We start from the raw sequence: 26,506 nt of genomic DNA on the forward strand, positions 1-26,506 counted from the left end.
TATTGACCATATAATACAAAAACCAAAAGGCAAACCAATCCTATCTCAAGACTGAGTCACGTTACTATCAAGAATAAATGAGTGTTTCGAATTTCAAGACAATTTTCGTGGGTTAACTAGAATAATTCTGAGTGAGTTCAGAAGTGCGGTTTGTGTTTGATTTAAGTGTGTTTGTTAGTAATATGCTGTATAGTTGTTATCAAGAATTAAATTTCATTGAATCATTTTGAAATAAATTTATTTTCTCGTCTATTAAAATAAATTAATGCAATCTAAATGATTCATGAATTATTTAGTGCCGATATTGATCTGGTAAAAAGTCAAAAAAGGCAAATAATAAATCAATGCTATAAACTTCTAATTCCAAACTTAAACAACAGTCTAACTTCATTATTGAAATTAAAATTTATTGCTTGTTTCTGATTGAAATACTTTTATAATTTTTTTATCAGGGGCACTAAATTAGAAATAATATTTAAAGAACAAAATGATTTTAATATTAACCTTTCATGTAAACTCAGTAAAGACAGGTTGTTTGGGGCATAATATCCGCTTTTAATAAAAAAAACAAAACATATGAGCCAATAATTCATGTTCAATTACTTTTCAACAATAAATATTTATATGGCATTTTATGTACCTATCTCAAAAAAATCGACTCGAAATATTTTTCAATTTATAGATGGAGTAATATTAAATGAGTGAAAATAATGTTAAAAGTAACTGACACGAAATAATCTCAACCTGAAATGGAATTAAGACTTGATAATTATCCTGCATCCTTTAAGAAGATCCAAAATTGTTTATTGAAAATATTTTAATGGCTCGGTACTATTCGGATCTATCTGACCAAACCTGTTTTTATAAATTGAAATTAAAAATCCGGTGAACTTTAAATCGTTCGAGTCCAGCCTATCAGTTAGATAAGAGGAGTATGAACCATGATCAAATATTTCAATATACCAACGGAATGGATCTAAGCAATAAAATAAATTTGAATCTCTGGGTAAACGGTTGAAAATGATTTTTAAATTAAAAAGAAGACATAAATATCAGGTACGAAAAAACCCCTGTAATCTAGTGATTATCAGGGGTTTAGTTTGCGATGTGATCCCGCTGGGACTCGAACCCAGGGCCCATACATTAAAAGTGTATTGCTCTACCAACTGAGCTACGGAATCAGTACTTGTTTCTTTAAGCGGCTGCAAAAATAGAATTAATCAGCGTAATACCTCGTCTTGTTGAAAAATAATTGAGGAAAAAGTGCATTTTTTTCAGAAGAAATCACCATTTTGAGCGTTTTAATCTGTAAATACCTTAAAATGAAGGTTAAAGAAATCACACTAATTTAGAAGAAAATTATCCACTTATGAACATTCAATCAGCCAATTCAGACGAATCGATCGAAAAGTGTTTTTTGGTCATGAAAACGCTTCGTCCGCATTTAGAAAAAAACTCCTTTGTTGACATAATTAAAGATATGGCAACACGAGGATATAAACTGATCTTCATTGAAGAAAATGGAATTGCTCTGGCAGCTTCCGGATATCGTTTTGCAGAACACTTACATTGGGGAAAAGCAATTTACATTGATGATCTCACAACACTCCCTGAAGCACGCGGAAAAGGCTACGCTTCTGCTCTGTTGGATCACATTACCTCTGTCGCAAAAGAAAACGGTTGCGCTCAGGTTCATCTGGATTCAGGATGCAATCCCGCACGTTATGATGCACATCGACTCTATCTGAAACATGGGTTTAATATTACATCTTTTCATTTTGCAAAAGCGGTAATTAGCGAGTAGTAATTAATCCTACCTGCCTGCATTTGTCTTACCGCGCACAGGAAACATTAATCATGAATTCAAAAACGCACTGGACAAAAGTTCATTTGAGTGTTATTCGATGTTCAAAGTTCAAAGTTGGCTTCATAGCATACTACGAAGCCAACTTTGAACTTTGAACATTGAACATTGAACTTTGACCTAATTTAGATTCGGATCTTCCGGAAAATCATTCAGAATTCCATAAACGTGTCCCATACGTTGTAGTACATTTCCCCACATAACTGTAGGCTCTTCAATTAAAATATCGTAAGCATCCGCTTCAGTGATCCACCAGTTATCTGTCTTTAATTCTTCCTGCAGATCTTTTTTATGCCATGCAGAATAGCCGGCAAGAAATTTTATCTGTTCCGGTTTGATCTCTTCAGCTTCGATCATCAGTTTTAATTGTTGGTAATCTCCACCCCAATACAAACCTTCCGAAATCTTATGCGCTCCTTTTAAATGTGGAATGGAATGTATGTAATAGATCGAATCAAGTTTGATCGATCCACCCCAGTAAATGCAAGCATCAAACTCCGGAAAATCGTCCAGCGCTTCACATACTTTCAATTGCGTTGGTTTGTTGATGATGAATCCAATTGAACCTTTGCCGGTATGCTGACTGATCAACACAACGGAACGCTTAAAAGTAGGCTCAGGATTAAATGGCTCTGAGATCAAAAGTGCTCCTACAAATGGCTTAGGTAAAGTTTTGGCTTTCTTTTTCATACCGGATTCGGCTCGTACCATTTTTAACTCCGAAGGTTTAAAAATGTTTCCGGCATTTTAAGCCATTTTTTTCAAAAAAAACCAGTTGTTTATCCCTATTTACAACTATTTATTTTCCTATTTATCAGTACTTTATCGCCTGAAAGGGTTAGCAAATAAACGCCGGCACTTACATTGGGACTCAAACCCAATTCAATCATATTTTCGCCATTTTCGTAAAACGAAGGCTGTACTTCCGAAATTAACTTTCCTGTCATATCACTGATCGAAAGTTTCAATTCCTCACGTTTCAAAAGATTGAAGCGCACGACAGATCGCTCTGTCACCGGATTTGGAAAAACTTCCATAGAACTTACTGAAGTATTCAGTTCATCAATTCCAATCGTCCGGCCAAATTTGAGGATCATTTCCACAGGCAAGTGATCGGAACAATTGTAAAGTGCCATTGCTATGTTAGAAGGAACAGCAGCATTTGGTCCATTATTGATCGCCCGGTCAAAGTGATTTCCATCGTTACCAATATTGTTAAAAGTTCCCGGCTCATAATAAACCCCATCCGGAAGTGCTACACCATTTGAATAAAGGATCATATCAAACCTGTCATTCATACCGCCCGTTGAACCACCGCCTACTGAATTCAGTCGGGTCGATTGCGTATGGTGCCGTGCATATCCGGAATAATTCCAGGTGCCACTTATATTTATCGGATCAATAAAATTTCCATCGTTGATTCCATTATCATACAACAAAGCTGCATACCCCGGTTCGAAGGAACTGTAGAAATTAAAATCACCTGCTACAAGAAAATTTGTTCCTTCAGGAAAAGCATTGGTAACATCCCTCAGTAATAATACTTCATCGCGACGATTTGTTTCAAATCCCTGACTCGCTTTTAAATGAACTGCAAAAATATGAATAGTATCTCCTGTTCCGATAAACTTCAGTGTATAATGACTTATATCCCGCAGTGCAGTTATGATTGGCACATTCGATATAAATTCAAAAAGTGAATCGTTATAATAAATTGCATTATCTGAATCATAACCATTAATGTATGTTCCTTGCGCAAAGTGACCTTGTCCGGAGTTCATAACATTCGATAAAAACCAACCTGCTCCTGTAGCAGAAGTGTTCTCCATTGTCACCACCAGATCCGGATTGGAATATTGCATTACTTTTCTGTATTCAGGAAAACGCAAAGCTGAATCAGCAGTAGGATTTGAATTTGGAAAATTCAGGATATTCCACGACAAAAATTTAACAGGATAGTTTACTGATATCTGAGCAAAAGAATTTCCCTGTAAAATAAAGAAGAGGAATGATATGATCATTCCTCTTAAAGTTAGTTTGAACATTCGTAATTTATTTAGCTGCAATTTTCATTTTTTCAAATGTATTTCCATTGATAGCATCAATCGCTTTCTTTAATGCATTATTCAAATCATTTATCACTTCAAAATATGCATTTGTATCCCAGAGATTTCTGGCAAGTAATGCTTTCAGTTGAATTCTCAATGCAGCTTCGGAAGTTTTTAATCCGGCATCATCTTTCTTCACACCGGCTTTTTCACCGGCAGCAAGAAATTCACCGAATAACTTATCATCAAGAACAAAAGTGCTTTTGAAAGCTTCAATGTTCGGATACTTCTTAAGTAATTCTGCACGGTGATTATCTGTATAAGTCAAACTAAAATCACCTAAAACTCCTTTTCGTAACAAGTCAGTATAGAAGGTTGAATTGTTACTCGTATCTAAAGGTACGAAAAGATCCGGCATAATACCACCGCCACCTTTCACAAGCCTTTTTGAATTGGTATAATAGTTTGTTGAATCCTCAAATTTCACACTGTCAGCACTGAATAATTCACCACTTTTAACCCGATTTGAGAAATCCAGTTCGTATTCGTCTTCTTCACCCAACTTATACGGTTTCTGAATATTTCTACCTGAAGGTGTGTAATAATGTGCAACCGTTAAACGGATTGCAGAACCATCAGGCAATTGAAATGGTTTTTGAACAAGACCTTTTCCGAATGAACGTCGACCTATAATCAGTCCTCTATCCCAATCCTGAACTGCTCCTGAAACGATTTCACTCGCTGAAGCTGAAGATTCATCTACAAGAATGGCAAGCTTTCCTTTTTCCCAGCCACCGATCACTGATGAATTATAATCTTCCGGCGGACTTGTACGACCACGGGTGAAAACTATCTTTTTTCCTTCCGATAAAAATTCATCAGACAGTTCTACTGCTCTGTTCAGATATCCGCCACCGTTTCCTTGTAGATCAAGAATAAGACTTTCAAGCCCACTCTTCTTAAGTTTTGCAAGTGCTGCTTTGAATTCATCAACTGTAGAATCAGCAAATCTGGAAATTTTTATATAACCTATTGTTGGTGTTACCATATATGCAGCGTCAAGTGAAAAAATTGGAATCTGATCGCGTGTAATTGTATAATCGATCAAGTCTGTAAGACCACGACGATAAATACTCACAATAACCTTTGTACCTTTATCACCTCTGAGTTTTTTGAAGACATCATTATTAGTGATCTTAACATTGGCAACACCTTTTCCATCGATCTTGACAATTCTGTCTCCGGCACGAATGCCTAATTTTTCAGAAGGACCACCGGGAATAGGTTGAGTTACAAGAATTGTATCCTCATGGATATTGAACTGAACTCCGATGCCCTCAAACCTTCCCACCAAAGGCTCATTCATTTCCCGCATTTCTTCAACAGGAATATAAACTGAAGGCGGATCAAGATCTTTAACCATTGCTCTTAATGCATCCTCAGTAAGTCTTTTAGAATCTACCGTGTCGACGTATGCATATTTAATCAACTCCAGTGCATAATTGAACTTGTCTTGCGGTGGAGCTAACTGAGCTGTTATCTGAGACGATAAAAAATACCGCCAAGAAGAAACGAACTAATTTTATTGATTGAATTTTTCAACATACTTAATTTTTATTATGTAACACAAAGATAAGGGCAAATGATGTTAAGAAAACGCTAAATCCTCGGGAAATATTAAATGAAATGTCACAAATCATCGTGGTTTTACTCAAATCAATTCAAAATTCATCCTTTCAACATTTTTGACTCCCTTTTCACTCCTATTTCCCAAGTCCGAAAGGAACATGCAATTGAACTGATACATTTCTTCCCATATCCTCAACTCCATTTGTACCCAGATTGCGAAGCAAAGAATATTGATTGTAGAAATTAGTATTCAAAACGTTATTTGCAGAGATCGTCAGGTCAAAAAATTGATTTCCCCAACGGAAACTTCCACCTAAATGAAAATCCATTAGTAAATAACTTTCACTCGTTTTTTCAGTTGATGCAATGTTGGTTCTTTCTGAATAATTTCTTGCTGCCAGGGTTAAAAATGGTTTGTACAGATAATTCATCTTTTCACTTTTGATTGTAAGAGCAGCAGTTAATTTGTTGGAAGGAATTTCGGGTAAATATCCTGCACCATCAAATTTTCCTTCCAACATGCTATATGAAAGCTGAAGTTTTATCCATTTTGCAGCTGGTGGATTTATCGTAACTCCAATTTCTACTCCGTTGATCGAAGCATCTGCCTGATCATATCTGAATATATTAAACGTATCAACCTGATTTGAATCTATCGGGAGAATTGTATCAATACCTGAATCAAATGCATAAATGTAATCTTTGATCATGTTTGAAAATCCTTTCATCTCTATTGCAATAGCAGGAAATTCCAGCTTTATATTCAGATCATATTGCAGATTTGATTCTTGTTTCAAAGACAGATCTCCTATCTCAAATCTATTCTTTCTCGTATGTAATGAATAATTCGCGAGCTGAAGATAATTTGGTGTTTCAGATCCTGACGCGGCTCCGATCTTGAAAGTTAAAAACTTCAAAGGCTGATAGGAAATTGAACCTGATGAATTGATTGATAAATAATCGTCCTTAAAATTTATTGCTGAGCGTGATGAAGATGTATCGTTTAAACCTTTATATGTTTTCAATTCAACATTTTTCATTATTGCCTGCGCCGAACCTTGAATTAAAAATCTCTTCCATGTATAATTTATATTAGCAAAGCCTCTTTGTCCCGATTCCTTTGCATCAGGAATCCGGCTGAAGGTACCTTTGTTGTTAACTTCTTTCATGTTCCCTCCAGCACCTATATTGAAAGCAAATTTCTTTAACGGATTGCTTGCATACCGGATGTTGTAATTTATCGCTGCAAGATCGAGCCCATCAGTATTCTCAATTACGTTTTCAAAATTGTTCATGAATGTTTTATTTTCATTCATCTGATAGGAAAGATCAATTGCAATCAAAGATTTTTTTACAAAGAGAGTTGTAGTAGACCTGAACAGATTATTTTGCACTTCCTGATATGGAGTTGAAATTTTCCGATCTCTTTCTATTCCGTCTGCCAGGTTCTGAGCTTCTTCAGGTATTTCTATTATTCCATTTTTATGTGTCAGAGATGATAAAGTAATTTTACTCATTCCCCATTTTTTATTTAAACCGATTGTTGCTTTTACATCAGAAGAATTGAATTTGCTGTTAGAGGCAAAGGCACGCTCTTCCGTGTTGACCACCTTTGTTGAATCTCCACCTTGAATATAACTTGTCTCTGATTGAAAGCCAAATCTCAAAGAGTAAAACAGCCCTTTTGCCGACGAACCCTTAAAACCTGCCTGTCCGTCTAAACCAACAGTATTCGAATTGAAACGAAGTTTTACATCTCCTGTTTTCTTCCCTGTAATCGGTGTTCGCTCATCCTGCAGAATGACAACACCAAAAGATCCTGAACCGAGTATGGAAGAAGCTGCACTACTTACAACTTCAATATTTTCTATTCCGTTGAAATTAATTCCGGGTGAATAATAATCATCCCAAAAATTACTTTCCAGCATAGTTCCTTCTACAAAATATCCTACACGATTTATTCCGGAGCCGTGGATGGACAAATGTGTATTTCCATTTCCGTCTGAGATCACTTCTGATTCGGGATTATATGCCAGTGAACTTATCACATCGATCGAGCCATGTTTTGAAAGTTCTTTAGTTGAATATACGGCAACAGGTAAAATAGAATTCATAGGCAGCTGGTTATGAAAACTAGTCTGCGTAGTTACTTCCGGAGAAAGAATGGATCTAACAAGTTCAACGTTAATTACGACAGCACTGTCGGAAGTTGAAATCGTTCTTACTTCAGTCTGATAACCTTCTTTCGAAAATCGTATGTGCACAGTACCGATACCGACATTGGTTAAAATATACGTACCACCTTCTTTTGAAATATCGGATTTGTTTAACTCCGGTATATATACTGTAACACCTTCATGCAAAAGTGTTACATCTGCTTTGTCAGAAACTATACCACTGACAGTATGTTGTGCATTAGCAAAATTGGATATTGTGAATAGTATAATCAGTATTGGTACAATTCTTCTCATCATTCTTAAATAAATTCGGTATCAGTTTGCTTTCCATTGTTTTGAAATCTACTTCTGATAAGTCTATTCCGCCACAAGTCACAAATTCTTCTTTGAAAGTTGTTTTTCCCTTAACCTCATACTGATCATTCACGAGCGTATTCACTATTCGGTTTAAAGTATCCTTCGAAATATTTCCGATGATCTGTTCGCCGTCAATTTTCAATTTGTATAATATATATTCCCATAATCGTTTAGGCAATTCAATTTCATTGAGTCTGAAAAGTGTTCGCTTTGGATATTTTGCTTTCACTTGTAGAATGAGGTCTCTCACATCCCCTTCCTTTTTATTGATCCAGTTGACTGCAACTGAAAATTCATATTTCATTGCTGCTAATTGCCGTGCTGCGAATGAACTTAGTTTAAGTACGGCCGGACCGCTGATTCCCCAATGGGTTATCAATAACGGACCACTATATTCCAGTTTTGTACCAACGATCTTTACCTGCGCGTCCGGTACACTTATGCCCATTAATGCTGAAATTGTTTTATCCCTGAAATTAAATGTAAAGAGCGACGGAACAGGATCAACAATACTGTGATTTGTTGAAAACATCCAATTGAAACCGGATTTATTCGGATGTCCACCGGTTGCGATAAGTACAGCATCGAAGAGCTCTGAATCATCGTTGTCAAAAGTCAGTTCAATCTGATTGTTTTTGCCGGCTATCTTTTTTATGTTGCTTCCAAGTGAAAACTGAACACCTGAAGTTTCTGCTTCCTCCATCAGGCAATCAATAATGGTCTGTGAATCATTTGTGACCGGAAACATGCGGCCATCCGATTCTGTTTTCAATTCTACTCCTCGATCGAAGAACCAGTTTACTGTATCTCCACAAGCAAACTGCATGAATGCCTGACGAAGTTCTTTTGATCCACGAGGATAATTCTTTATCAATTGAGATACTTCAAAGCACGAGTGAGTAACATTGCATCTTCCGCCACCACTGACTTTTACTTTTGCAAGCATTTTGTTGCTCTTTTCAAAGACGATGACTGTGGCATGTGGCAACAGACTTTTCATTCTGATGGCACCAAAAAATCCGGCAGCTCCGGCACCTATGACAGCGATTTTTTTTCTCAAGACAGGGAGGGATTGGGGACCAAGATAAGAGGAAAAGTTGGTTAACAGTTAACAGGTTTTCAGGTTTACAGGTTTACAGGTTGGCAACCTGCAAACCTGTAAACCTGTCAACCTGCAAACATTCTAAAATAGGCGTTTATCAATCGAAGAAATTTTGAAATAAGAAACTATCTTTGTGGCGCAAAAAGTGCAGATTTAGAATGAACATTTCAGGAACAGATACATTACAATTATTTGAGTTTGACAAGATAAGAGAACATGTTCTTGAATATTGCCGTTGCCGCAGGTCTAAAGAAAAGGCTGAACTGCTTGCACCGGAAACCAGCAGGGATTTGCTGACGATCATGCTCAAGCAGACTGATGAATACAAGCAGACTCTTGCAATTCGCGGATATTTTCCGGATACTTTTTTTGAAGACTTTGAACAGGAAGCTGATCTTTTGGTGATCTCCAATTCTGTTCTTAGTGAAATTCAGTTTAGCAGAATCCGTTCGGCTTCTGTTACGGTAAACAGTATCCTTGAATTTTTCGAAGAACGGATCGATTCATTTGTCACTTTAAAAACCCTTGCTGAAAAAGTTTACATCACAAATGCTGTCATCGAAATGATCAGTGAGATCATTGATGCACATGGGATGATGAAGAACAATGCATCTCCGGAGTTGCAGGAGATCCGTTCGGCGCTATTTTCAAAACGCCGGGAAGCTGATAAAAGATTTCGTTCGTTCATCAATGAAATGAAAAAGAAAGGCTGGCTGCGTGACAATGAAGAAAATTTTTATAATAACCGCAGGGTTTTAGCAGTCCCATCAGAATACAGACGCGATGTAAAAGGCCTGGTACATGGAAAAAGTGATACAGGAAAAACAACTTTCATAGAGCCCGATGAACTCGTAGAACTAAACAACGACATCTCTGAACTCGAACAAGACGAACGGAATGAGATCCGGCGATTGTTGCGTGAACTCACAGACAATCTACGAACACATTCATTTCTGATAAAAAACTATCACAACTTTTTAAGTGAGCTGGATTTTGTAAGAGCAAAAGCCCTTTTTGCAATTGACATAAACGGCAATTTGCCACAACTAAGTAAAAACAGCATTGTTGAATTATACAATGCAGTACATCCACTGCTCTATCTTCAGAATAAGGCACAGTTAAAACCGGTTGTACCACTTACTCTCAAGCTTGATCAGGAAAAAAGAATTCTGATCATCAGCGGACCAAATGCAGGGGGAAAATCGATCACATTAAAAACACTTGGCTTGTTGCAATTGATGCTTCAAAGCGGCTTACTTATTTCTGCAGAAGAAAAATCGCAGATGTGTTTCTTCAATCATTTTCTTGCTGATATTGGCGACAGTCAGTCGATAGAATATGCATTAAGTACATACAGCTCCCGGTTGATCCGCATGAATCAATTTTTGCGGATTGCCAATAATCGCTCGCTTATTCTCATCGATGAATTCGGTACAGGAACTGATCCTGAACTTGGTGGTGCAATTGCCGAGACAGTTTTGGAAGAATTGAATAAACGTAAAGCATTCGGAATTTTCACTACTCATTATACAAACATCAAACTTTTAGCAGATCAGCTTGATGGCGTTTTTAACGGTTCTATGCTCTTTGACCCGGAGACATTGATGCCAAAATATAAATTGCTCGTCGGACAGCCGGGAAGTTCATACACTTTTGAAGTTGCTGAAAAGATCGGTCTTCCTAAACATGTGATCGATCGTGCCCGGAAAAAAATTCAGAAGGACAAATTGAAATTAAACAATATGTTGTCTGAACTGCACCAGCAGAAAAATCAGCTGGAAGAAGAACTGAAAGCACTAAAAGACAGTCGTGAAAAATCGGAAGCTGCTACAGGAAAATACAATTTACTTTCAGATAAGATGAAAGAGAAATTGGAAAAGGACAATGAGAAGCGCGAAGAGATCCGGAAGCTTGTTGAACTTGGCAGAAAGACTCAAGCCTTAGCACTTGAATGGGAAAAAACGAAAGACAAAAAGGAGATCATTAAAAAGTTCGTCGGTTCAATGACGGCTGAAAAAAAGAAGCGTGCTGCAGATAATACCCCTGAAAAGATCTCGAAACGAAAAAAAGAACTCATCGAAAAACTTTCAGCAGAAATTAAAGTCGGTTCAAAAGTAAGAATGCTCCGCAGTAAAAACGTCGGCACTGTCGAAAAGATAAAAAAGAATATTGTTTATGTAAATTTTGGGAATATTATGGCGGAGGTTAATATTGTGAATCTGGAAGTAGCTGAAAAATAATTCCCTTTTTTTATTTTCGGATTTTTGTACTTATGCTAAAAGCTTCGTGAACTCGTAGGATAGTTATATAAGGGATGATATTTTTAACACTTAGAGCACAAAGTTCACAAAAGAGCACGGAAAAATTCCGTGTACTTTTGTGAACTTTGTGCTCTAAGTATTTATTTTTTTATTTTCGGATTTTGTACTTATGCTTAAAGCTTCGTGACCCCGTAGGATAGTTCTATAAGGGATGATATTTTTAACACTAAGAGCACAAAGTTCACAAAAGAGCACGGAAAAATTCCGTGTACTTTTGTGAACTTTGTGCTCTTAGTGTTTATTTTTTCTAAAATAAATTCGCAATGATCTTCTCAATCGTTACACCATCCGCCTCGGCACGATAATTCCGAACGATACGATGACGAAGAATAGGAACTGCAACTGCTTTTACATCTTCTATATCCGGTGAGAATTTTCCATTTAATGCAGCATGACACTTAGCTCCAATTACAAGGTATTGCGATGCCCGCGGGCCTGCTCCCCAAGCTAAGTAGTTATTGATCTCTGCACTGGCGGAAGGCGTATTCGGACGAGTTTTTGTTGCAAGAGTTACGGCATACTTGAGAACGTTATCAGGAATAGGAATTCTTCTTACCAATTCCTGAAAATATAATATTTCCTGAGCACTGATAACCTTCTCAAGCTTCGGCCGGAAATCTGATGTCGTGTTTTTAACTACTTCTAATTCCTGCTCAAACTCCGGGTACGTTAAAAACACGTTGAACATAAAACGATCCAGCTGTGCTTCCGGTAAAGGATAAGTTCCCTCCTGCTCAATTGGATTCTGAGTTGCTAATACAAAGAACGGCTGATCTAATGCATATCTCTTTCCTGCCGCTGTTACTGCATACTCTTGCATTGATTCCAGCAAAGCAGATTGTGTTTTCGGCGGCGTCCGGTTGATCTCATCTGCTAAAATTATATTCGCAAACAAAGGCCCCTTAATGAATTTGAATTGTCTTGACTCATCAAGAATTTCTGTTCCAATAATATCTGATGGCATCAGATCCGGTGTAAACTGGATCCGGTTATAGGTAAGACCTAAAGTCTGGGCAATGGTATTTACAAGTAATGTCTTTGCCAACCCCGGTACACCGACCAGAAGACAATGTCCACGACTGAAAATAGAGATGAGAACATCGCGAACGACTTCGTCCTGACCGATAATTACTTTACCGATCTCAGCTCTTAACTTTTTATATTTCTGGACAAGATCCTGAACTGCTTCGACGTCGGAATTGTAGTTTGACATACTTTTTAATTAATAATTAATAATGAATAATTAATTGACTGTTTTTTTCCAGTGATTCAGGAGGGCACAATCTTCATGACCTTCGTTAAGTTGGATGTATGTAGATTTGATCTTTTTAGAAACCCACTCGCTCAATGCTTTGTTTTGTTTCTCACTGGTTGCAACTTCCTGGATCTTTGTGTAATCGTCTTTCAGATTTGCTTTGTGTGGCTGAGTTCTGCTTTTCAGCATCACCAGTCGATATGCTGTTTTGCCATCGGTATTATTCATTACCAAAGGTGAAGAAACTCTACCGATCTGCATAGAATCTACCTGAAAGAATAACAATCTGTCAATTTTATCCGGTGAAAGTTTTGTTGTATTAGTCTCTGGATTGATCAATAGGCCACCGTTATTCTTTGTCTCTTCATCATCAGAAAACTTCTGTGCGGCTTCTTCAAACGTTATTGTTCCTGCAATGATCTGTGATTTAAGACTGTCCAGTTGACTTACGCAACTCATTAATGCTGCATCATCAGTTGTAGGTTGTAATAATATGTGACGGATATTGATCTGATCGCCTCTTCTTTCTATCAGTTGCAAAATATGAAATCCGAATTTTGTTTCTATAACAGGAGAAATATCACCCGGCTTTAAAGTAAAAGCTGCAGCTTCAAATTCCGGAACCATTGTACCGCGGTCAAAAAATCCTAACTCGCCACCTTTTTTTGCTGATGAAGGATCTTTAGAATAAAGCGCCGCATAAACAGCAAAATCGGCTTCGCCGGAAAGGATCTTTCTTCTGTATTCTTCAAGTTCTGTGCGGACAGCTAGTTTTTGGGCTTTAGTAACAGATGGTTTGCGGACGATCTGCCCTATTTCCATTTCTGCATCCATGTATGGTAAACTATCAGACGGAATACTTTCAAAATAAATTCTTACATCACTTGGTGAGGCAGTAACATCTTTTGTAATTTTTGATTGCATCGTCTGAACTAATAATTGTTCCTGAATTACTTCTCGGAATTCAGACTTTAGCTGACGGATACTCGTCTTGAAATATTCTTCCAGTTTTTCTTCTGAACCGATCTGCTTCACGTAATAACGCATCCTGCGGTCAAGCTCACCTTCTACCTGAGAGTCAGCTACAGTAACAGAATCAATATCGGCCTGATTGATCATCAGTTTTTGTAATAACAACTGATCGAGAATTGTACAACGGATATTCGACGTTCCCGCCCCGCCTTGTGCAATATACTGTACGTATTGTTTTTCAACATCAGAATGCAGAATGATCTTGTTTCCTACAACAGCGTCAACTTTATCAATTATTTCCTGAGAAAAAGCCTGAGTACTTAATCCAATGATGCCGGCAATTGCAATCGACTTAATTACGCTATAATTTGTTTTCATATTCGGGTGCAAAGTTAACAGATTAAAAGACTTCTACATCATTGCTTTTTAAGGCATCTTCATAAGCCTGTTTCTCCATTTGTTCAATTAATTTGAGCTTCCGCTGATTAGTAATGATCATTCTGATGTTATTCCTTTCAAAGCTCAAGGGTGAGACGCTATTCTTCACCATAAAGCCTTTAATATTTACCAGGTAGATCGTACTGGAGTCCTCAATTTCAACTACGCGGTTATTTTGCAGAAATTGTTCTTTATCGTAGGTCTTGATCGGAATCTCTTTCAACAGATCATCAAATAAAAGCCAGGTATTGTCATCAAGAAAGTAATTTAAGGCATATTGATGGCAATAATCTTCCAGTAATTGTCTGTCTTTTTTTGAATTGCTTTTATACCACTCTTTAACTTTGTTCAGTTTGGGTGACTTCTTATTTAATCTGAGATAAATTACTTTGATGATATTATCCTTTAACTCAAAATTGTCGGGATTATTCTTATAAAATGCAGCAATTTCTTCTTCACTGATCACAGTATCCAGTTTTTGTCTGATCAATTCGGTTTCGTACTGATAAGTCAGAAGTGAATTCCGGTATTCTTCCAGTTTCTTCTCTACATTCTTTTTCTCATCGGCCAGATTACGTTCAGCTTTCCTTAAAACAGCTTTCTGTCGAAACCAGTTGTCGATGTAATTTTTGATGATTGTTACGCTGTCTTCTCTGCTTGCTCCAGCCGGAACTAATCCTTGAATATCTTCCGGATAAAGAAAATAATCGAATGCCCTTGCAACAGCATCCCGCCCTTCATTCTCATCGCGACGAAAATAATTGCAGGCTGAAAGCTGCAAAACGAGAAGAAATAAAACGATCAGTTGCTTCAAATTTCTATATTCAATTGATTCCTTAAAATTAATAAACTTCGAAGGATTCATAAAAGCTATGAATCCTCCGAAGTTGAAATTTAATATCTATTAACTAAATTATTTCGTTGCAATAGAATCTACGACATCCTGTTTTATTTCTACAGGATATTTTGCTCGCAACGATTCTATCCATTCTTTTTCAAGTTGGTTCTGATAATCGGCAGTGATCAATCCTTTTGCCTCATCAAGTTGCTTAGGAGCTGCAGGAATAAGTTTTTTGATATTCACAAACACTACCTGATTGTTCAGATTGATATTCGGACTCATTCCAACTTTGTGATTTACTTTATCGACTGCATCATTTTCGCCTTTGCTGAATTTGCCGGATTTAACCTGGAGATTCAACTGTGAACTTTTGTTGACACGAGCCATAAGAGTATCATCATCGTCGATCTTTTTCATCAGCTTACGGACTTCAGCTGCTACTTCCTCGTTTGCGCAAGTATACACAGTTGCTTCAACGCGATCACCCCACATGTAATTGTTTTTATGCTTGTCGTAGAATTCGCGAAGACCAATACTGTCTTTCACTGCTTTCGACCATACTTTTTTGTCTGTAAGTTCAAAAAGCAAAATTCCATCACGATATTCCTGCATCAGATTTCTGAAATCAGGATATAGTGAATCAAGTTTTGATTCTTCATACGCTAAAGTTGCATCATTTACCCACTCATTATAGAAAGTGTTAGCCATAACTTTAGCAGGAATTCCACTTTCACGTTTCACCTGGTGCTCGCTTACATATGTTGCAAAATCTTTTTGCGTATATGTTTTATTACCGATAGTGAACATAGTGTTGTTCAATTTAGCAGCTTTGTCAACTGTCCATGTACCGGAAGACAAAGTCGAGTCGATAGTAGTCATAAACTCTTCCTTCGCCTTTGGCATTTCTTTCATATTGTATTTCGTTCTGACACGAGCAATCAAAGAAGTTCTGCTCAATTCAGAACGGGAATCCTTCTGAACTTTTTGTTTCAGATCAGCCTGTAGGTCTTCATACTTCCCGATTGGTTTTGTTTCCATCAGTTTAAGTATGTGCCAGCCGTAAGATGTTTTGATCGGTAAAGAATAATCGCCCGGATATTTCAATGCAAATGCTGCTTTCTCAAATTCAGGAACCATTCTTCCTGTTCCGAAAGATGGCAATAGTCCACCTGTCTTAGCTGTTGATTGGTCTTCTGAAAATTGTTTAGCAAGTTCTTCGAAATTATCGCCTGCTTTCAGTTTAGCATAGATCTCATTGATCTTTGCAACTGCCTTTACAGAATCTTCACCTTTGATTCCGGCACCGGCTTTGATCATGATATGTTCAACTTTCACTTCACCTTGTGCAGGACGACTGTCGGTCAATTTTATAATGTGATAACCGAAACGAGTACGAACAGGCATTGACATTTCATCTTTCTTCAGATTGTATGCAGCATTTTCAAATGGATAAACCATTTGAAGTGCTGAAAAGAAACCAAGATCTCCGCCATTGTCTTTTGCAGAAGGATCGTCAGAAGAACGACGGGCTACAGCTGCGAAGTCACCGCCTTTTGACAATTCTGTACGGATCTTCATTGCTTTGTTGTAAGCAGCAAGTGTGTCAGACGGCAAAGCATTCTGATCACATTTGACCAGGATATGACTTGCACGAACATCAGTTTTCATGTGTTCGTATGCTTCACGTAAAAGCGTTTCGCTCACTTGCTTGTCGACCAGATAAGGTTGAGCAAGTTGTTTGCGATAGCCGCCTAGTTCATCGTTGAATGATTTTGCAGTATCCATTCCAAGTTCCAAAGCTTCTTTCACTTTCAACTTGTAATTGATATAAAGCTGCAAATATTCATTCACGGCTTTTTTATCGAATGTAGTTTCTTTCGAATTGTTTTTCTTGAAAACTCTTTCGAATTCACTCTTCGAAATAGGTTCATTTGCAATTTTTAGAATAACAGGATCATTGTTCACCTGCGCAAGCATACTTGCATTTAAGCCGACAATCAGTGCGGCTGATAAAAAGATTTTTCTCTTCATTGAGGTAGTTCTTGGGTTAAGAGGAGCGCAAATTTAGTAATCAATTGCTGGTATCAAAACTTCGCAAATTTGAAAAAAATCAAAGATTGGGAAATGATGGTTTAGTGAAATTGGAATGATTGTTCAGTAAATTACACTTCAATGATTTTCAACTACTTATCAATTTAATCAATATGCCAAATTGAAAAAATGACATTTGAATCTTTGAAAATAATCAGAAAAAGTTATGAGCATTTGGTTAATTGTGCCTTGGAAAGAAGATTTTCGAATTGAATTGAAGTTTCAAAATTGATTTAATGCGCTACAATCAAACGTTTAATAATTGTCTTATCGCTAAATTTTACTTTTAAAAGATAAAGTCCACATTCAAAATTGGAAATTTCTAAAGAGTATTTTCTCGTTGAGCTCTGAAAATCTTTTTCAAAAAGTATTACTCCTGTAAAACTCACAATACTTAATGATTGCATATCCAATTCAGAAACAATATTTGATTCGTTTATTGCAGGATTGGGAGAAATTGACAAAGTATTTGAATCTTCAATCTCTTTTACTGGGAGGGAAACATAACCACGCCAAGGAGCAAAGCCCATATATAAAAGGAAATCCTGTTTGGCATTGTTTCCAAAGAAGTTTTCTAAAATAAAACTATCCGGTTTCTGACAGTAGTTTATTGGTTCGTTAACAACAGTATCAGTAATCAAAACTGTTTCATATCCACAATCAATATAATTCGAACCGTAAAACCAGCTTATTATTCCTTGAGCTTTTGGAGTTGCAGTTTGATTTGGGTAAGGTAGTGGAGATATAGAATCAGAATAAAATACAGATATATCGTAATGTAATGTTATGGGAGGATAAACATTATTTATATTAATAGGAAAAAGGTAGCCGTCTGGATATAAATAGAACATCGCTTCACTAAAAACTATTACTTTCATTGCAGAATCCGGTGGTGGAAAATAACCGGAAAAAACCTGTAATGAAACTGTATCAACTGCAAAACCTTGTTCGCCAAACCTGAAATCTTGTTGATCGGGAAAGGGTAGAGCTCTAGAGTCATAACCAATATAAATTGTATCCTTTTGGCCAATTGCATCTTCAAAAAAAATAGGAAATAACCAACTTGGTTGTTCTGGTGCCCATGAAACTGAATATGTATTCTGGCAAGATAAATAGTTGGATTGTGATAGTAAAAAAAATAAAATAACGTATATGCTTTTCATAATAATATATTTAATTCAGTTTTATTTGAAATTCTGAAACTAATTATACAAGAAAGATTATACCTTTCATACTGGGAATATTTTAAATCAGTTCTTCAAATATAACACACTTTTTCAATATACTAATATCCTAAAGGATCTAGAACTATTTGAAGTTAATAGCTGAATAAAATAAATTCCCGAAGAATAATTCACCATTGAAATACCCCCTATCAACTCTTGCCCTTCACCTTTCATCATTATTCTACCAACTTCATCATACAATAAGAAACTTTCAATCTTTACAGAACTATTGAAATGAAAACTCAATCGTTCATTTACAGGAATCGGCCAAAGAACTATATCTGAAAAATTAACACCTCCAAATTCATCAACTGAGTTTAAAATCGTATCGCATAGGCTAATAATTCCTGTTTCATATTGTAGAAGTGAATCACTATAGCATCTTAATAACGGTATATCAAAATCCAACCAATCATATATATACGGGAACAACCCACCAAAGCTACCAATATCTTCTATGATCGGGTTCAAGAAATACCAGTCATTTGAATCCGAATGAACATACATCACTTTCTTTGCAATTCCTGAAATAGTTATAGTAGAAATGGAATCAACTACTACCTCTACAATTGTATCAGGCGGATTACCTAAAAGAGAAAAGGGAGATGGATAAGGTGCAATTGTTTGCCAGGAATCGCCGGCATTTAAACTGAAGTCATACAATATATAGAACGAACCATTTCTATAATGAAAAACTCGACCACTATCTGAGTACATTATTAAGGTATCCACCAAAGTAATCTGGCCTGAAGAATTCACATGGACTGACTCTAACAAGTTGCAATCAATGGAATTCAAAACTGTATCTCCAATTGAATTGGTTCTGACGTAACCTTGATTCGGGGATGAAATATTTTCTACTATGCCGGTGTACCAGGTTGCGCCATTGGGTGCCCATTGACTGAATGAATAATTTTTTGATAGTAAAAGAAAAGTGAATAAAAAGAGAAATTTGTTTTTCATGAAGTAATATTAAGAAAAACTAAACATCTCGCTAAATTTCTTTCCCGCAGATTTGCGCAGAATACGCAGAAAATTCGCAGAATTCCTGCGGAATGGGAACTAATAATTTTCAAAGAAAATTATCTGCGGATTTTCTGCGTATTCTGCGAAAATCTGCGGGAGATTTTTAAGCATTATTTATTTCCAAAAAATCCGAAGAAAGGAATCCTTGACCTGATTTTATTCTTCCTAAAAATCACCTGTGATAATTCGGCGCCTCTTTCACAATAGCAACATCATGCGGATGACTTTCCCGAACACCTGCCGAAGTGATCCTGATGAATGATGCTTTCTGAAGTTCGGAAATTGATTCGGCTCCGCAGTAACCCATGCTTGCACGTAAACCTCCGACAAGTTGGTATAACTCCTCACCTACCAAGCCTTTATAAGGGACTTGTCCAACAATTCCTTCAGGGACTAATTTCTTTACATCATCTGTCTGAGCTTGAAAATACCGGTCTTTTGATCCTTCGCGCATGGCTTCAATCGAACCCATACCACGGTAGGATTTGAACTTTCTTCCTTCGTAGATGATTGTTTCACCTGGCGATTCTTCTGTTCCGGCTAACAATGAACCCAGCATGACTGTGTTTGCTCCTGCAGCAAGTGCTTTTGCAACATCGCCACTGAAACGGATCCCGCCATCGGCAATGACACATACTTTGGTATTCTTCAATGCCTGAGCAACATCAAATACAGCAGTGAATTGTGGAACACCAATTCCGGCAATAACTCTGGTCGTACAGATAGAACCCGGACCAATTCCAACTTTTACTGCATCGGCTCCTGCCTTTGCCAAATAAACTGCTGCTGCTGCGGTTGCAATATTTCCTACTATGATCTGTAATTTCGGGAATTCATTTTTTATTTTTCAAGAACATCCACTACTCCTTTTGTATGTCCGTGTGCTGTGTCTATCGTAATGATGTCGACACCTGCCTCTACTAATGCTCTTGCTCTTTCAACACTGTCTTTCGTTACACCAATTGCAGCACCAACTCTTAGCCGGCCAAATTCATCTTTACATGCATTGGGTCTCGATTTTACTTTCAGAATATCTTTGTAAGTGATCAGTCCGATAAGTTTTCCTTTCTTATCGATGACCGGTAATTTTTCGATCTTATAATTCTGTAAAATACTTTCTGCTTCTTTGAGATCTTTCACGCCTGTAGTAGTGATCAGATTATCTTTCGTCATGATCTCTGAAACAAGTCGTTCGTGATTTTTCTCAAAACGCAGATCACGGTTAGTACAAATTCCGATAAGAATATGGTTATTGTTCACAACAGGAATCCCGCCGATCTTGTAATCACGCATGATCTTCAAAGCATCTCTTACTCTTGCATCCTTTTGCAAAGTGATAGGATCATGGATCATTCCGCTTTCACTGCGCTTAACTTTCCGGACTTCCGCTGCTTGCTGGTCGATGGACATGTTCTTGTGAAGCATTCCGATTCCGCCTTCCTGTGCAATAGCAATGGCCATTTCAGACTCCGTTACTGTATCCATTGCGGCTGAAAGAATTGGAATGTTCAGAGAAATGGAATTAGTAAGTTTAGTGCTGACTTTCACCTCATTAGGTAAAACTTCGGAGTAGGCCGGGACTAATAATACATCATCGTATGTGAGAGCTTCGCCGAGGAACCGGCTTTTTGCAACTGCCATAATTTTTTAGTGGTTTGGAAAAAGTTGCGCGCAAAGATAGGATTAAAATCGAGATTTTAGGTTAGGTTTAAAGGGGAGTTTTTTTAAACACAGAGAAAAAGGAGGAAAAAAGGGAGAGCATAGAGACTTTATGATCTCCCTTTTTTTCTCCTTTTTCTCCGTGTTTTAAATTATTTATTGCTTAACAATCTTCACCCTAGTCCCCATCTGATCAGACTTCGAAAACAGCGACAAAATATAAATTCCCTTTGCAAGTGTTGAAGTATTTAATTCATACAGCTTACCGGTAAAATTTTCTTTCAGTACTTCCCTCCCGGCAATATCATGAATACGCAAATCGTATTCTGTTGCAAGATCGGTCTTCACCTCGAGATTGTCGGAGAAAGGATTTGGAAAAAGTTGAATATTTACTTGTTGATTTTCCGGAATTGCATCGATCAGACTTACGTTGATGCAAAAATTTCGGACTGCTGAAGCTGTGTAAGGACAAGAACTATCCGTCACACGAAGACTGAAACAATGCGGATTGCTTAGCGAATCATTTGATGAAGGTGTCCAGCAGACAGTTGCTGAATCAGAATTACCACCAGTGTGAGTGAAACTAAGTCCGCCTAAGGATGACTCCAGTGAAATTATTGTATTCTGTCCAACATCAACATCGCTAGCTGCAAGTACGAAGCACGACTGAATGCCCGGTAAAATTGTAGTACTGTAATTTGCAGTTCCATCAAAACCGCTTATATCCGGAGCATTGTTCATGCAATCTCGTGCAATCAAAGAAAGATCCCGCTCTACTTGTCCAATGAGAACACCGTTTCTGAATTCATTAACAAGTAAAGCATAAACTGAAAAATCCGATTGTGTTGGATTTACGCTTACGATACCATTTGTAGTATTAATCGACATAGCAGGATTTGAAATCAACGGCTGTGTACCTGAGTATCCTGAGAAGTAAGACACAATTGAACCCGCTGCACGTAATGGAGTAATCATTTGTACAGTCAATGAATCACCTTCGCTGTCAAATAATCCCTGGTCGATAGCGAATGGACGGTTCAGACAAAGATAAACACCGGGCTCATTAAGGAATACCGGAGAGTTATTTGAAACACCAAAATTATTGATCAGACAATACACATAAAGATCATCAGACCCTGCACCTGAAATTGTTGTCAGCGAAGAAGAACGTGATGACTCAGCATGGCTTACTATCCAATTTGCACACGCGCCGGTCAGAACGATGGTATCACTGTAAACATACTTTTCAATTCCCATGTGAATGCCACCGGCACAGGTTGTAGGATTGTCATCAGGACAAACCGGAACGAGTGCTAAAGGAGTTGTCACTTGTGGAATTGAAAAACTTTGCGGCGGGAATCCGCATGAATTTGAAATGTTGATCATCACAGTACTCGCAGGAAAGATGCCGGAGCAGTCTCTGTACAAAGTGTAAGTGATAATATATCTGTTAGCGTCAAGATTTGTATAAGTCAGCTGTGCTCCGAATGCATGTGTTGCATTTGCAGAATGCGGAGAAATAAATTGGATAATAAAGAAAATAAAGAAAATTGATCTGCTTAATGACCTCATTTATTGGAATTAATAAGGAGTAAATGTAAAAACACCCTTAATTAATGACTGCAAAGTGATTTTTATTAATTAACAGGATATTTTGAAGAAATGTTAAGAACTACGTTTTTGTTATAAGCCTTAAGATAGTGCGTTTAAGGAGCAAAAGAAGTAAACTTAATAGAGAAAATCTCATTGATACTAATTTACCTTCATCATTCTCTGATAAAATACCTGATTCGTTTCCAATGCTGCAATCGATACGACATACATTCCATTTTCCAATTGCTGAAAATCATGAACTGATTCAATTGAGTCAATAATTTTTGAAACAATTTTTCTTCCTTGTATATCGAAAATCGATAATTCTGATTTTCCTGAATGCTCTATTCTTATTGTTATTTCAGAATTGAATGGGTTTGGAAAGATGGAGATACCATCGGAATTTAATTCAGTAATGTCTACAGGTAATTGCACATTGATACAATAACTTCTGGCCTGATACCCGAACACTGCGCAAAAATCGTCTTTTACTGAAACAGTAAAGCAATGCGGATTTCTGATTGTATCTGCAAGCGTTGGTGTCCAGCAAAAAAATCCTGTATCTCTTCCTGAACCAGCTACATAAGAAGACATTCCGGGAATAAAACAATTTATATCCATTGTAGTTTGGTCATTTGCATTTACATCAAATGATGGAATTTGAAAACAATTTTGCTGATTTGCGAATATGTTTATTGAAAAATCAGATGTGCCAAAAAAACCTGTTACATCAGGATTTGTGTTCGTTGAAGATTGAATTAAAAAATTCATATCCCTTTCTATTTGCCCGACTAAAATTCCGTTTCTGTATTCACTAATTAGAATTGCATAAATAGAAGACTCTTCAAGCGTAGGAACTCCTTCGATAAGTCCTGTATTCGATTCAATAGTGATTGGCGAACTGGAAATAAAAGGTCGGTTATAAAAATAACCAGGGAGAAAAACAACTGTATCATATAAATTTGGACCTGTTCTTGGAACGATCATTTCAAATACGAGTGAATCGCCATCAAAATCATATACTGAGTTGTCAATAGATAAACGCTGATTCACATAATAAATTATCACCGGATCACTGAAAAATTGAGGGGAGCTATTTACAATTCCATTCATATTATTTATAACTGCATAGGTATACAAATTATCAATTCCAGCTGCGGTAATAGTTGAGATTGATGCATTTCTGGCATTCTCACTGTGACCAATTTGCCAATCACTACATGGTCCTGCTAATGTAACAGTACTTCTAAAAATCCATTTTTGTCTTCCAGCCATTATTCCCCCGTGGCATTCTGTAAGTGCACCCGGACAAAGAGTTTCAATATCAGATTCTATTCCTACCTGTGGTAAGAAAATGGTTTGTGAAGGATATCCGCAACTATTTGTGATGATAATATCCATTGAACTTGAAGGTTCAATCCCATGGCAATCCCTGTAAAATGTATATGTAATTTCGTATGTATTCGGACCAACAATAACATAAGAAAACTCAGCTCCGGTGGCGTGGGATGCAATTAAGGGGCTTGTTTTAAATGTTAAAAACAAAAATGGTAAGAAGAATGCTGAAAGTAACTTTAAGTTTTTCATGATTAATGAATAAGAATATTTCAATGAAATTACGGACAATTTTTAAATGTGGAATTGAATCAGGATTAATTTACTTTAAGAATCCTCTTATAATAATTCCCAAGCATAATAGTAGATAAAACTTTTTGAATACAGAATTCATGAGTAATGATTTGAAATTAATTTAAAATGACAGCTGAAATGTATGGAATAAAATCAAAGGAAGCTTAGAAAAAAAATTAAATGAAATTATATGAATGTCAATTCAAAATTTTAAAAAATATCGGCTTTAATTACCTGATAAGCGTAACAGAACCTTTCCGCAATATCTCAGACCCATCCGCCTGCACAGCCTGCAATAAATAAACATATACCGCCTCCGGAGCATATCTTCCATTGGTAGTTCCATCCCAGCCTACTTTTGGATCTGTTGTTTCAAAGATCATTTCGCCCCAGCGGTTGAAGATTCTCAGGCTGTAATTTTCAGTTGATACGAATGCATTTGACGGAGTGAAAATTTCATTCAGAAAACCTCCGGGATGAAATGCATTTGGAATAAAAATATTGGGTTCCTGAATCAGACAAACTTCATTTGAACGAGCAGTGTCCTGGAAAAATATGGATTGCCCGGAGCTTCTACTGCTTCTATAACATAACAGAAATTTCCATCTGAATAAAAACTGTTCAACACTGATTGAATATAAGTTGAATCACCCGGAAGAAATGTTGCAATCGGAATGGGACTTGTTACACCGTTTACTGTCAGATATAAATTGTACTCTCCTACTCCTGCCGGCCATTGGGAATAATTCGTCCACTCTAAGCTATTCACGTATTGCTCCGGTGAAATTCCGGTCAATAAAATCGTCTGGCTCACTTGTGATTCGAATGACTTCACTCCACATGAATCGTATGTATAAACTTCGTAATAGTAAGGACCTTCTGATGTGTTTACATTGTCATTAAAAGTTACAGATGAAACACCATTCGTTAATATACTTCCAACCTGACTAAATACTCCGGTCGGAGAATCAGAACGAAACAAACGATAACCACTTACTGTGGAAACCGGATCTACATAAACAACAATTTCGACATTGCTCTCTGATGTTACACTAACACTTCTGATGTAAGAAAAAGCAGGCGGTGGCGGAAAAACAGGAACCTGACAGGACACGTTTGAAGTTGATGTTCTTCTGACAACTGAACCCTGATCTATCGCCCTTACCCTATAACAAAAAGTCGACCCGCTGATGAGATTAGTATCCGTGAAATTTGTTGCTGTCGTAGTTCCAATAACTACTTCAGGTGCACCATTTATACTCAGAAGTATATCATATTCCGGCAAAACTGTCCAAAACGAATACGCATTCCAGTTCAAAGAAACAGATTTGCTGCAAAGGTCGAATGATGTTGTGAGATAAATAGTAGAATGATCAATACCACGACCACTCGGATTATTGCAACTATCAATTGCTATTACAGAAAATGTTTCTGACTGCGATGTCGCTTGAATAGATGAATTATAAATTGTAGATCCTCTTCCGGTTACTGTATCCAATGGCTGCCAGATGGCACCTATACTTTGTAACACAGAATAAACTTTTGTATCCACTGATGGATTTATGAGCCAGCTAACAATGACTGTCCCTGTAATGTCAACAGAAACTGAATCAAGTACGGGAATAGTTGGTGTGACAAGGTCCCTGAACCGATCGCCCTTCACAGGAGAAATTGACCGGCAGCCACTTTGATCCATTACTTCTATTCTGTATTTGATCGTATCATCGCATATTGAAATCAGATCTTCATACAACATGGGTGATGGTGCAACGGATGCATCAACTGAATCGATGAGCGTAAAAATTGTTGCCGGATACTCTCTGTAGATCTTATACCAAACACTATTTGTTGGAATCAGTGGAGATCGTGTTGGGTTCCATCCCAGACTTGCATAGCCACTTCCGGGATTACTGACTATAAGTCCCAAAGCGCGGATGCTGTCTGATAACTGGTCGGGACTTCCGTTGTTAAACTTAAAAGCTACATAGTAATATGCAGGATTGTTAGAAGCATTGGCTCCAACATGGACCTCACTGGTATCATTATAAAAAAACACACTGTCGACAGCCGTAAAAGGTCCCGTTGCTGATGTAGAATGATATAAGTACCAACACCTGAAATTTGCTCCTGTGGTAAGACCTCTGTCCCAGGTAACTGTAACGTCTCCATTTGCCCCAACAGATACACAACGCATTCCAATGGCCTGTGATTCGATAAAAATCATCGAAAGCAGGAAAGAAACCACTGTGAATCGCAGAAATCCGGGTATTTTAAACAT

General features: G+C 37.2%; 19 protein-coding genes and 1 tRNA gene. 2 read left to right on the plus strand and 18 right to left on the minus strand.

What is annotated here, in order from left to right:
* Positions 1-1,108: 1,108 nt before the first annotated feature.
* Positions 1,109-1,181: transfer RNA gene (locus tag IPL24_02255), tRNA-Lys, on the minus strand.
* A 188-nt stretch (positions 1,182-1,369) separates the two neighbouring features.
* On the opposite strand from IPL24_02255, the gene IPL24_02260 reads away from it, so the two are divergent.
* Complete coding sequence (locus tag IPL24_02260; GenBank protein MBK8362525.1) at positions 1,370-1,804, plus strand: GNAT family N-acetyltransferase; 435 nt, start codon at positions 1,370-1,372, stop codon at positions 1,802-1,804.
* A gap of 180 nt (positions 1,805-1,984) precedes the next feature.
* Here the strand turns inward: IPL24_02260 and IPL24_02265 are convergent, their stop codons facing one another.
* The 5 genes from IPL24_02265 to IPL24_02285 all read right to left on the minus strand — a co-directional run bounded on the left by IPL24_02265 (position 1,985) and on the right by IPL24_02285 (position 9,135).
* Complete coding sequence (locus IPL24_02265; GenBank protein ID MBK8362526.1) at positions 1,985-2,575, minus strand: YqgE/AlgH family protein; 591 nt, start codon at positions 2,573-2,575, stop codon at positions 1,985-1,987.
* Between the two features lie 74 nt (positions 2,576-2,649).
* Positions 2,650-3,909, minus strand: a complete 1,260-nt coding sequence (locus IPL24_02270) for a T9SS type A sorting domain-containing protein (protein MBK8362527.1) — start codon at positions 3,907-3,909, stop codon at positions 2,650-2,652.
* Between the two features lie 7 nt (positions 3,910-3,916).
* Complete coding sequence (locus IPL24_02275; GenBank protein MBK8362528.1) at positions 3,917-5,401, minus strand: S41 family peptidase; 1,485 nt, start codon at positions 5,399-5,401, stop codon at positions 3,917-3,919.
* A 274-nt stretch (positions 5,402-5,675) separates the two neighbouring features.
* A complete protein-coding gene (locus tag IPL24_02280; protein ID MBK8362529.1) occupies positions 5,676-8,012 on the minus strand; it encodes a TonB-dependent receptor in 2,337 nt (778 codons plus the stop codon).
* Positions 7,957-9,135 (minus strand): aminoacetone oxidase family FAD-binding enzyme, encoded by a 1,179-nt coding sequence (locus IPL24_02285; GenBank protein ID MBK8362530.1) that lies wholly within the window; start codon positions 9,133-9,135, stop codon positions 7,957-7,959. The genes IPL24_02280 and IPL24_02285 overlap by 56 nt, the downstream gene beginning before the upstream one ends.
* Before the next feature lie 200 nt (positions 9,136-9,335).
* Here IPL24_02285 and IPL24_02290 point away from each other — a divergent pair, with 200 nt between their 5' ends.
* The gene (locus tag IPL24_02290; GenBank protein MBK8362531.1) at positions 9,336-11,417 is read left to right on the plus strand and encodes a DNA mismatch repair protein MutS; all 2,082 of its coding nucleotides are present in this window, start codon (positions 9,336-9,338) and stop codon (positions 11,415-11,417) included.
* Positions 11,418-11,745: 328 nt separating this feature from the next.
* Here the strand turns inward: IPL24_02290 and IPL24_02295 are convergent, their stop codons facing one another.
* From IPL24_02295 to IPL24_02350, 12 genes are all read right to left on the minus strand, one after another.
* Positions 11,746-12,711 (minus strand): AAA family ATPase, encoded by a 966-nt coding sequence (locus IPL24_02295; GenBank protein ID MBK8362532.1) that lies wholly within the window; start codon positions 12,709-12,711, stop codon positions 11,746-11,748.
* A 30-nt stretch (positions 12,712-12,741) separates the two neighbouring features.
* The gene (locus IPL24_02300) at positions 12,742-14,103 is read right to left on the minus strand and encodes a peptidylprolyl isomerase (GenBank protein ID MBK8362533.1); all 1,362 of its coding nucleotides are present in this window, start codon (positions 14,101-14,103) and stop codon (positions 12,742-12,744) included.
* Positions 14,104-14,125: 22 nt separating this feature from the next.
* Entirely contained in the window at positions 14,126-15,028 is a 903-nt protein-coding gene (locus tag IPL24_02305; GenBank protein ID MBK8362534.1) for a hypothetical protein, read from the minus strand.
* Between the two features lie 48 nt (positions 15,029-15,076).
* Complete coding sequence (locus IPL24_02310) at positions 15,077-17,035, minus strand: peptidylprolyl isomerase (protein ID MBK8362535.1); 1,959 nt, start codon at positions 17,033-17,035, stop codon at positions 15,077-15,079.
* Positions 17,036-17,328: 293 nt separating this feature from the next.
* Positions 17,329-18,258 carry a T9SS type A sorting domain-containing protein gene (locus tag IPL24_02315; protein MBK8362536.1) on the minus strand — a complete coding sequence of 310 codons (930 nt, stop codon included), beginning with the start codon at positions 18,256-18,258 and terminating at the stop codon, positions 17,329-17,331.
* A gap of 114 nt (positions 18,259-18,372) precedes the next feature.
* Positions 18,373-19,284: a T9SS type A sorting domain-containing protein gene (locus IPL24_02320; protein MBK8362537.1), complete on the minus strand. Its 912-nt coding sequence runs from the start codon at positions 19,282-19,284 to the stop codon at positions 18,373-18,375.
* A 235-nt stretch (positions 19,285-19,519) separates the two neighbouring features.
* On the minus strand, positions 19,520-20,191 hold the full coding sequence (locus tag IPL24_02325) for an IMP dehydrogenase (GenBank protein ID MBK8362538.1): 672 nt from the start codon (positions 20,189-20,191) through the stop codon (positions 19,520-19,522).
* Positions 20,188-20,988 carry an IMP dehydrogenase gene (locus IPL24_02330; GenBank protein MBK8362539.1) on the minus strand — a complete coding sequence of 267 codons (801 nt, stop codon included), beginning with the start codon at positions 20,986-20,988 and terminating at the stop codon, positions 20,188-20,190. The genes IPL24_02325 and IPL24_02330 overlap by 4 nt, the downstream gene beginning before the upstream one ends.
* Positions 20,989-21,162: 174 nt before the next feature.
* A complete protein-coding gene (locus tag IPL24_02335) occupies positions 21,163-22,578 on the minus strand; it encodes a T9SS type A sorting domain-containing protein (protein MBK8362540.1) in 1,416 nt (471 codons plus the stop codon).
* Between the two features lie 180 nt (positions 22,579-22,758).
* On the minus strand, positions 22,759-24,186 hold the full coding sequence (locus tag IPL24_02340; GenBank protein MBK8362541.1) for a T9SS type A sorting domain-containing protein: 1,428 nt from the start codon (positions 24,184-24,186) through the stop codon (positions 22,759-22,761).
* A 272-nt stretch (positions 24,187-24,458) separates the two neighbouring features.
* Positions 24,459-24,860, minus strand: a complete 402-nt coding sequence (locus tag IPL24_02345; protein ID MBK8362542.1) for a gliding motility-associated C-terminal domain-containing protein — start codon at positions 24,858-24,860, stop codon at positions 24,459-24,461.
* On the minus strand, positions 24,743-26,506 hold the full coding sequence (locus IPL24_02350) for a hypothetical protein (GenBank protein MBK8362543.1): 1,764 nt from the start codon (positions 26,504-26,506) through the stop codon (positions 24,743-24,745). The genes IPL24_02345 and IPL24_02350 overlap by 118 nt, the downstream gene beginning before the upstream one ends.

Source organism: Bacteroidota bacterium, assembly GCA_016711505.1.
In the GTDB taxonomy this organism is placed as follows: Bacteria; Bacteroidota; Bacteroidia; order AKYH767-A; family 2013-40CM-41-45; genus JADKIH01.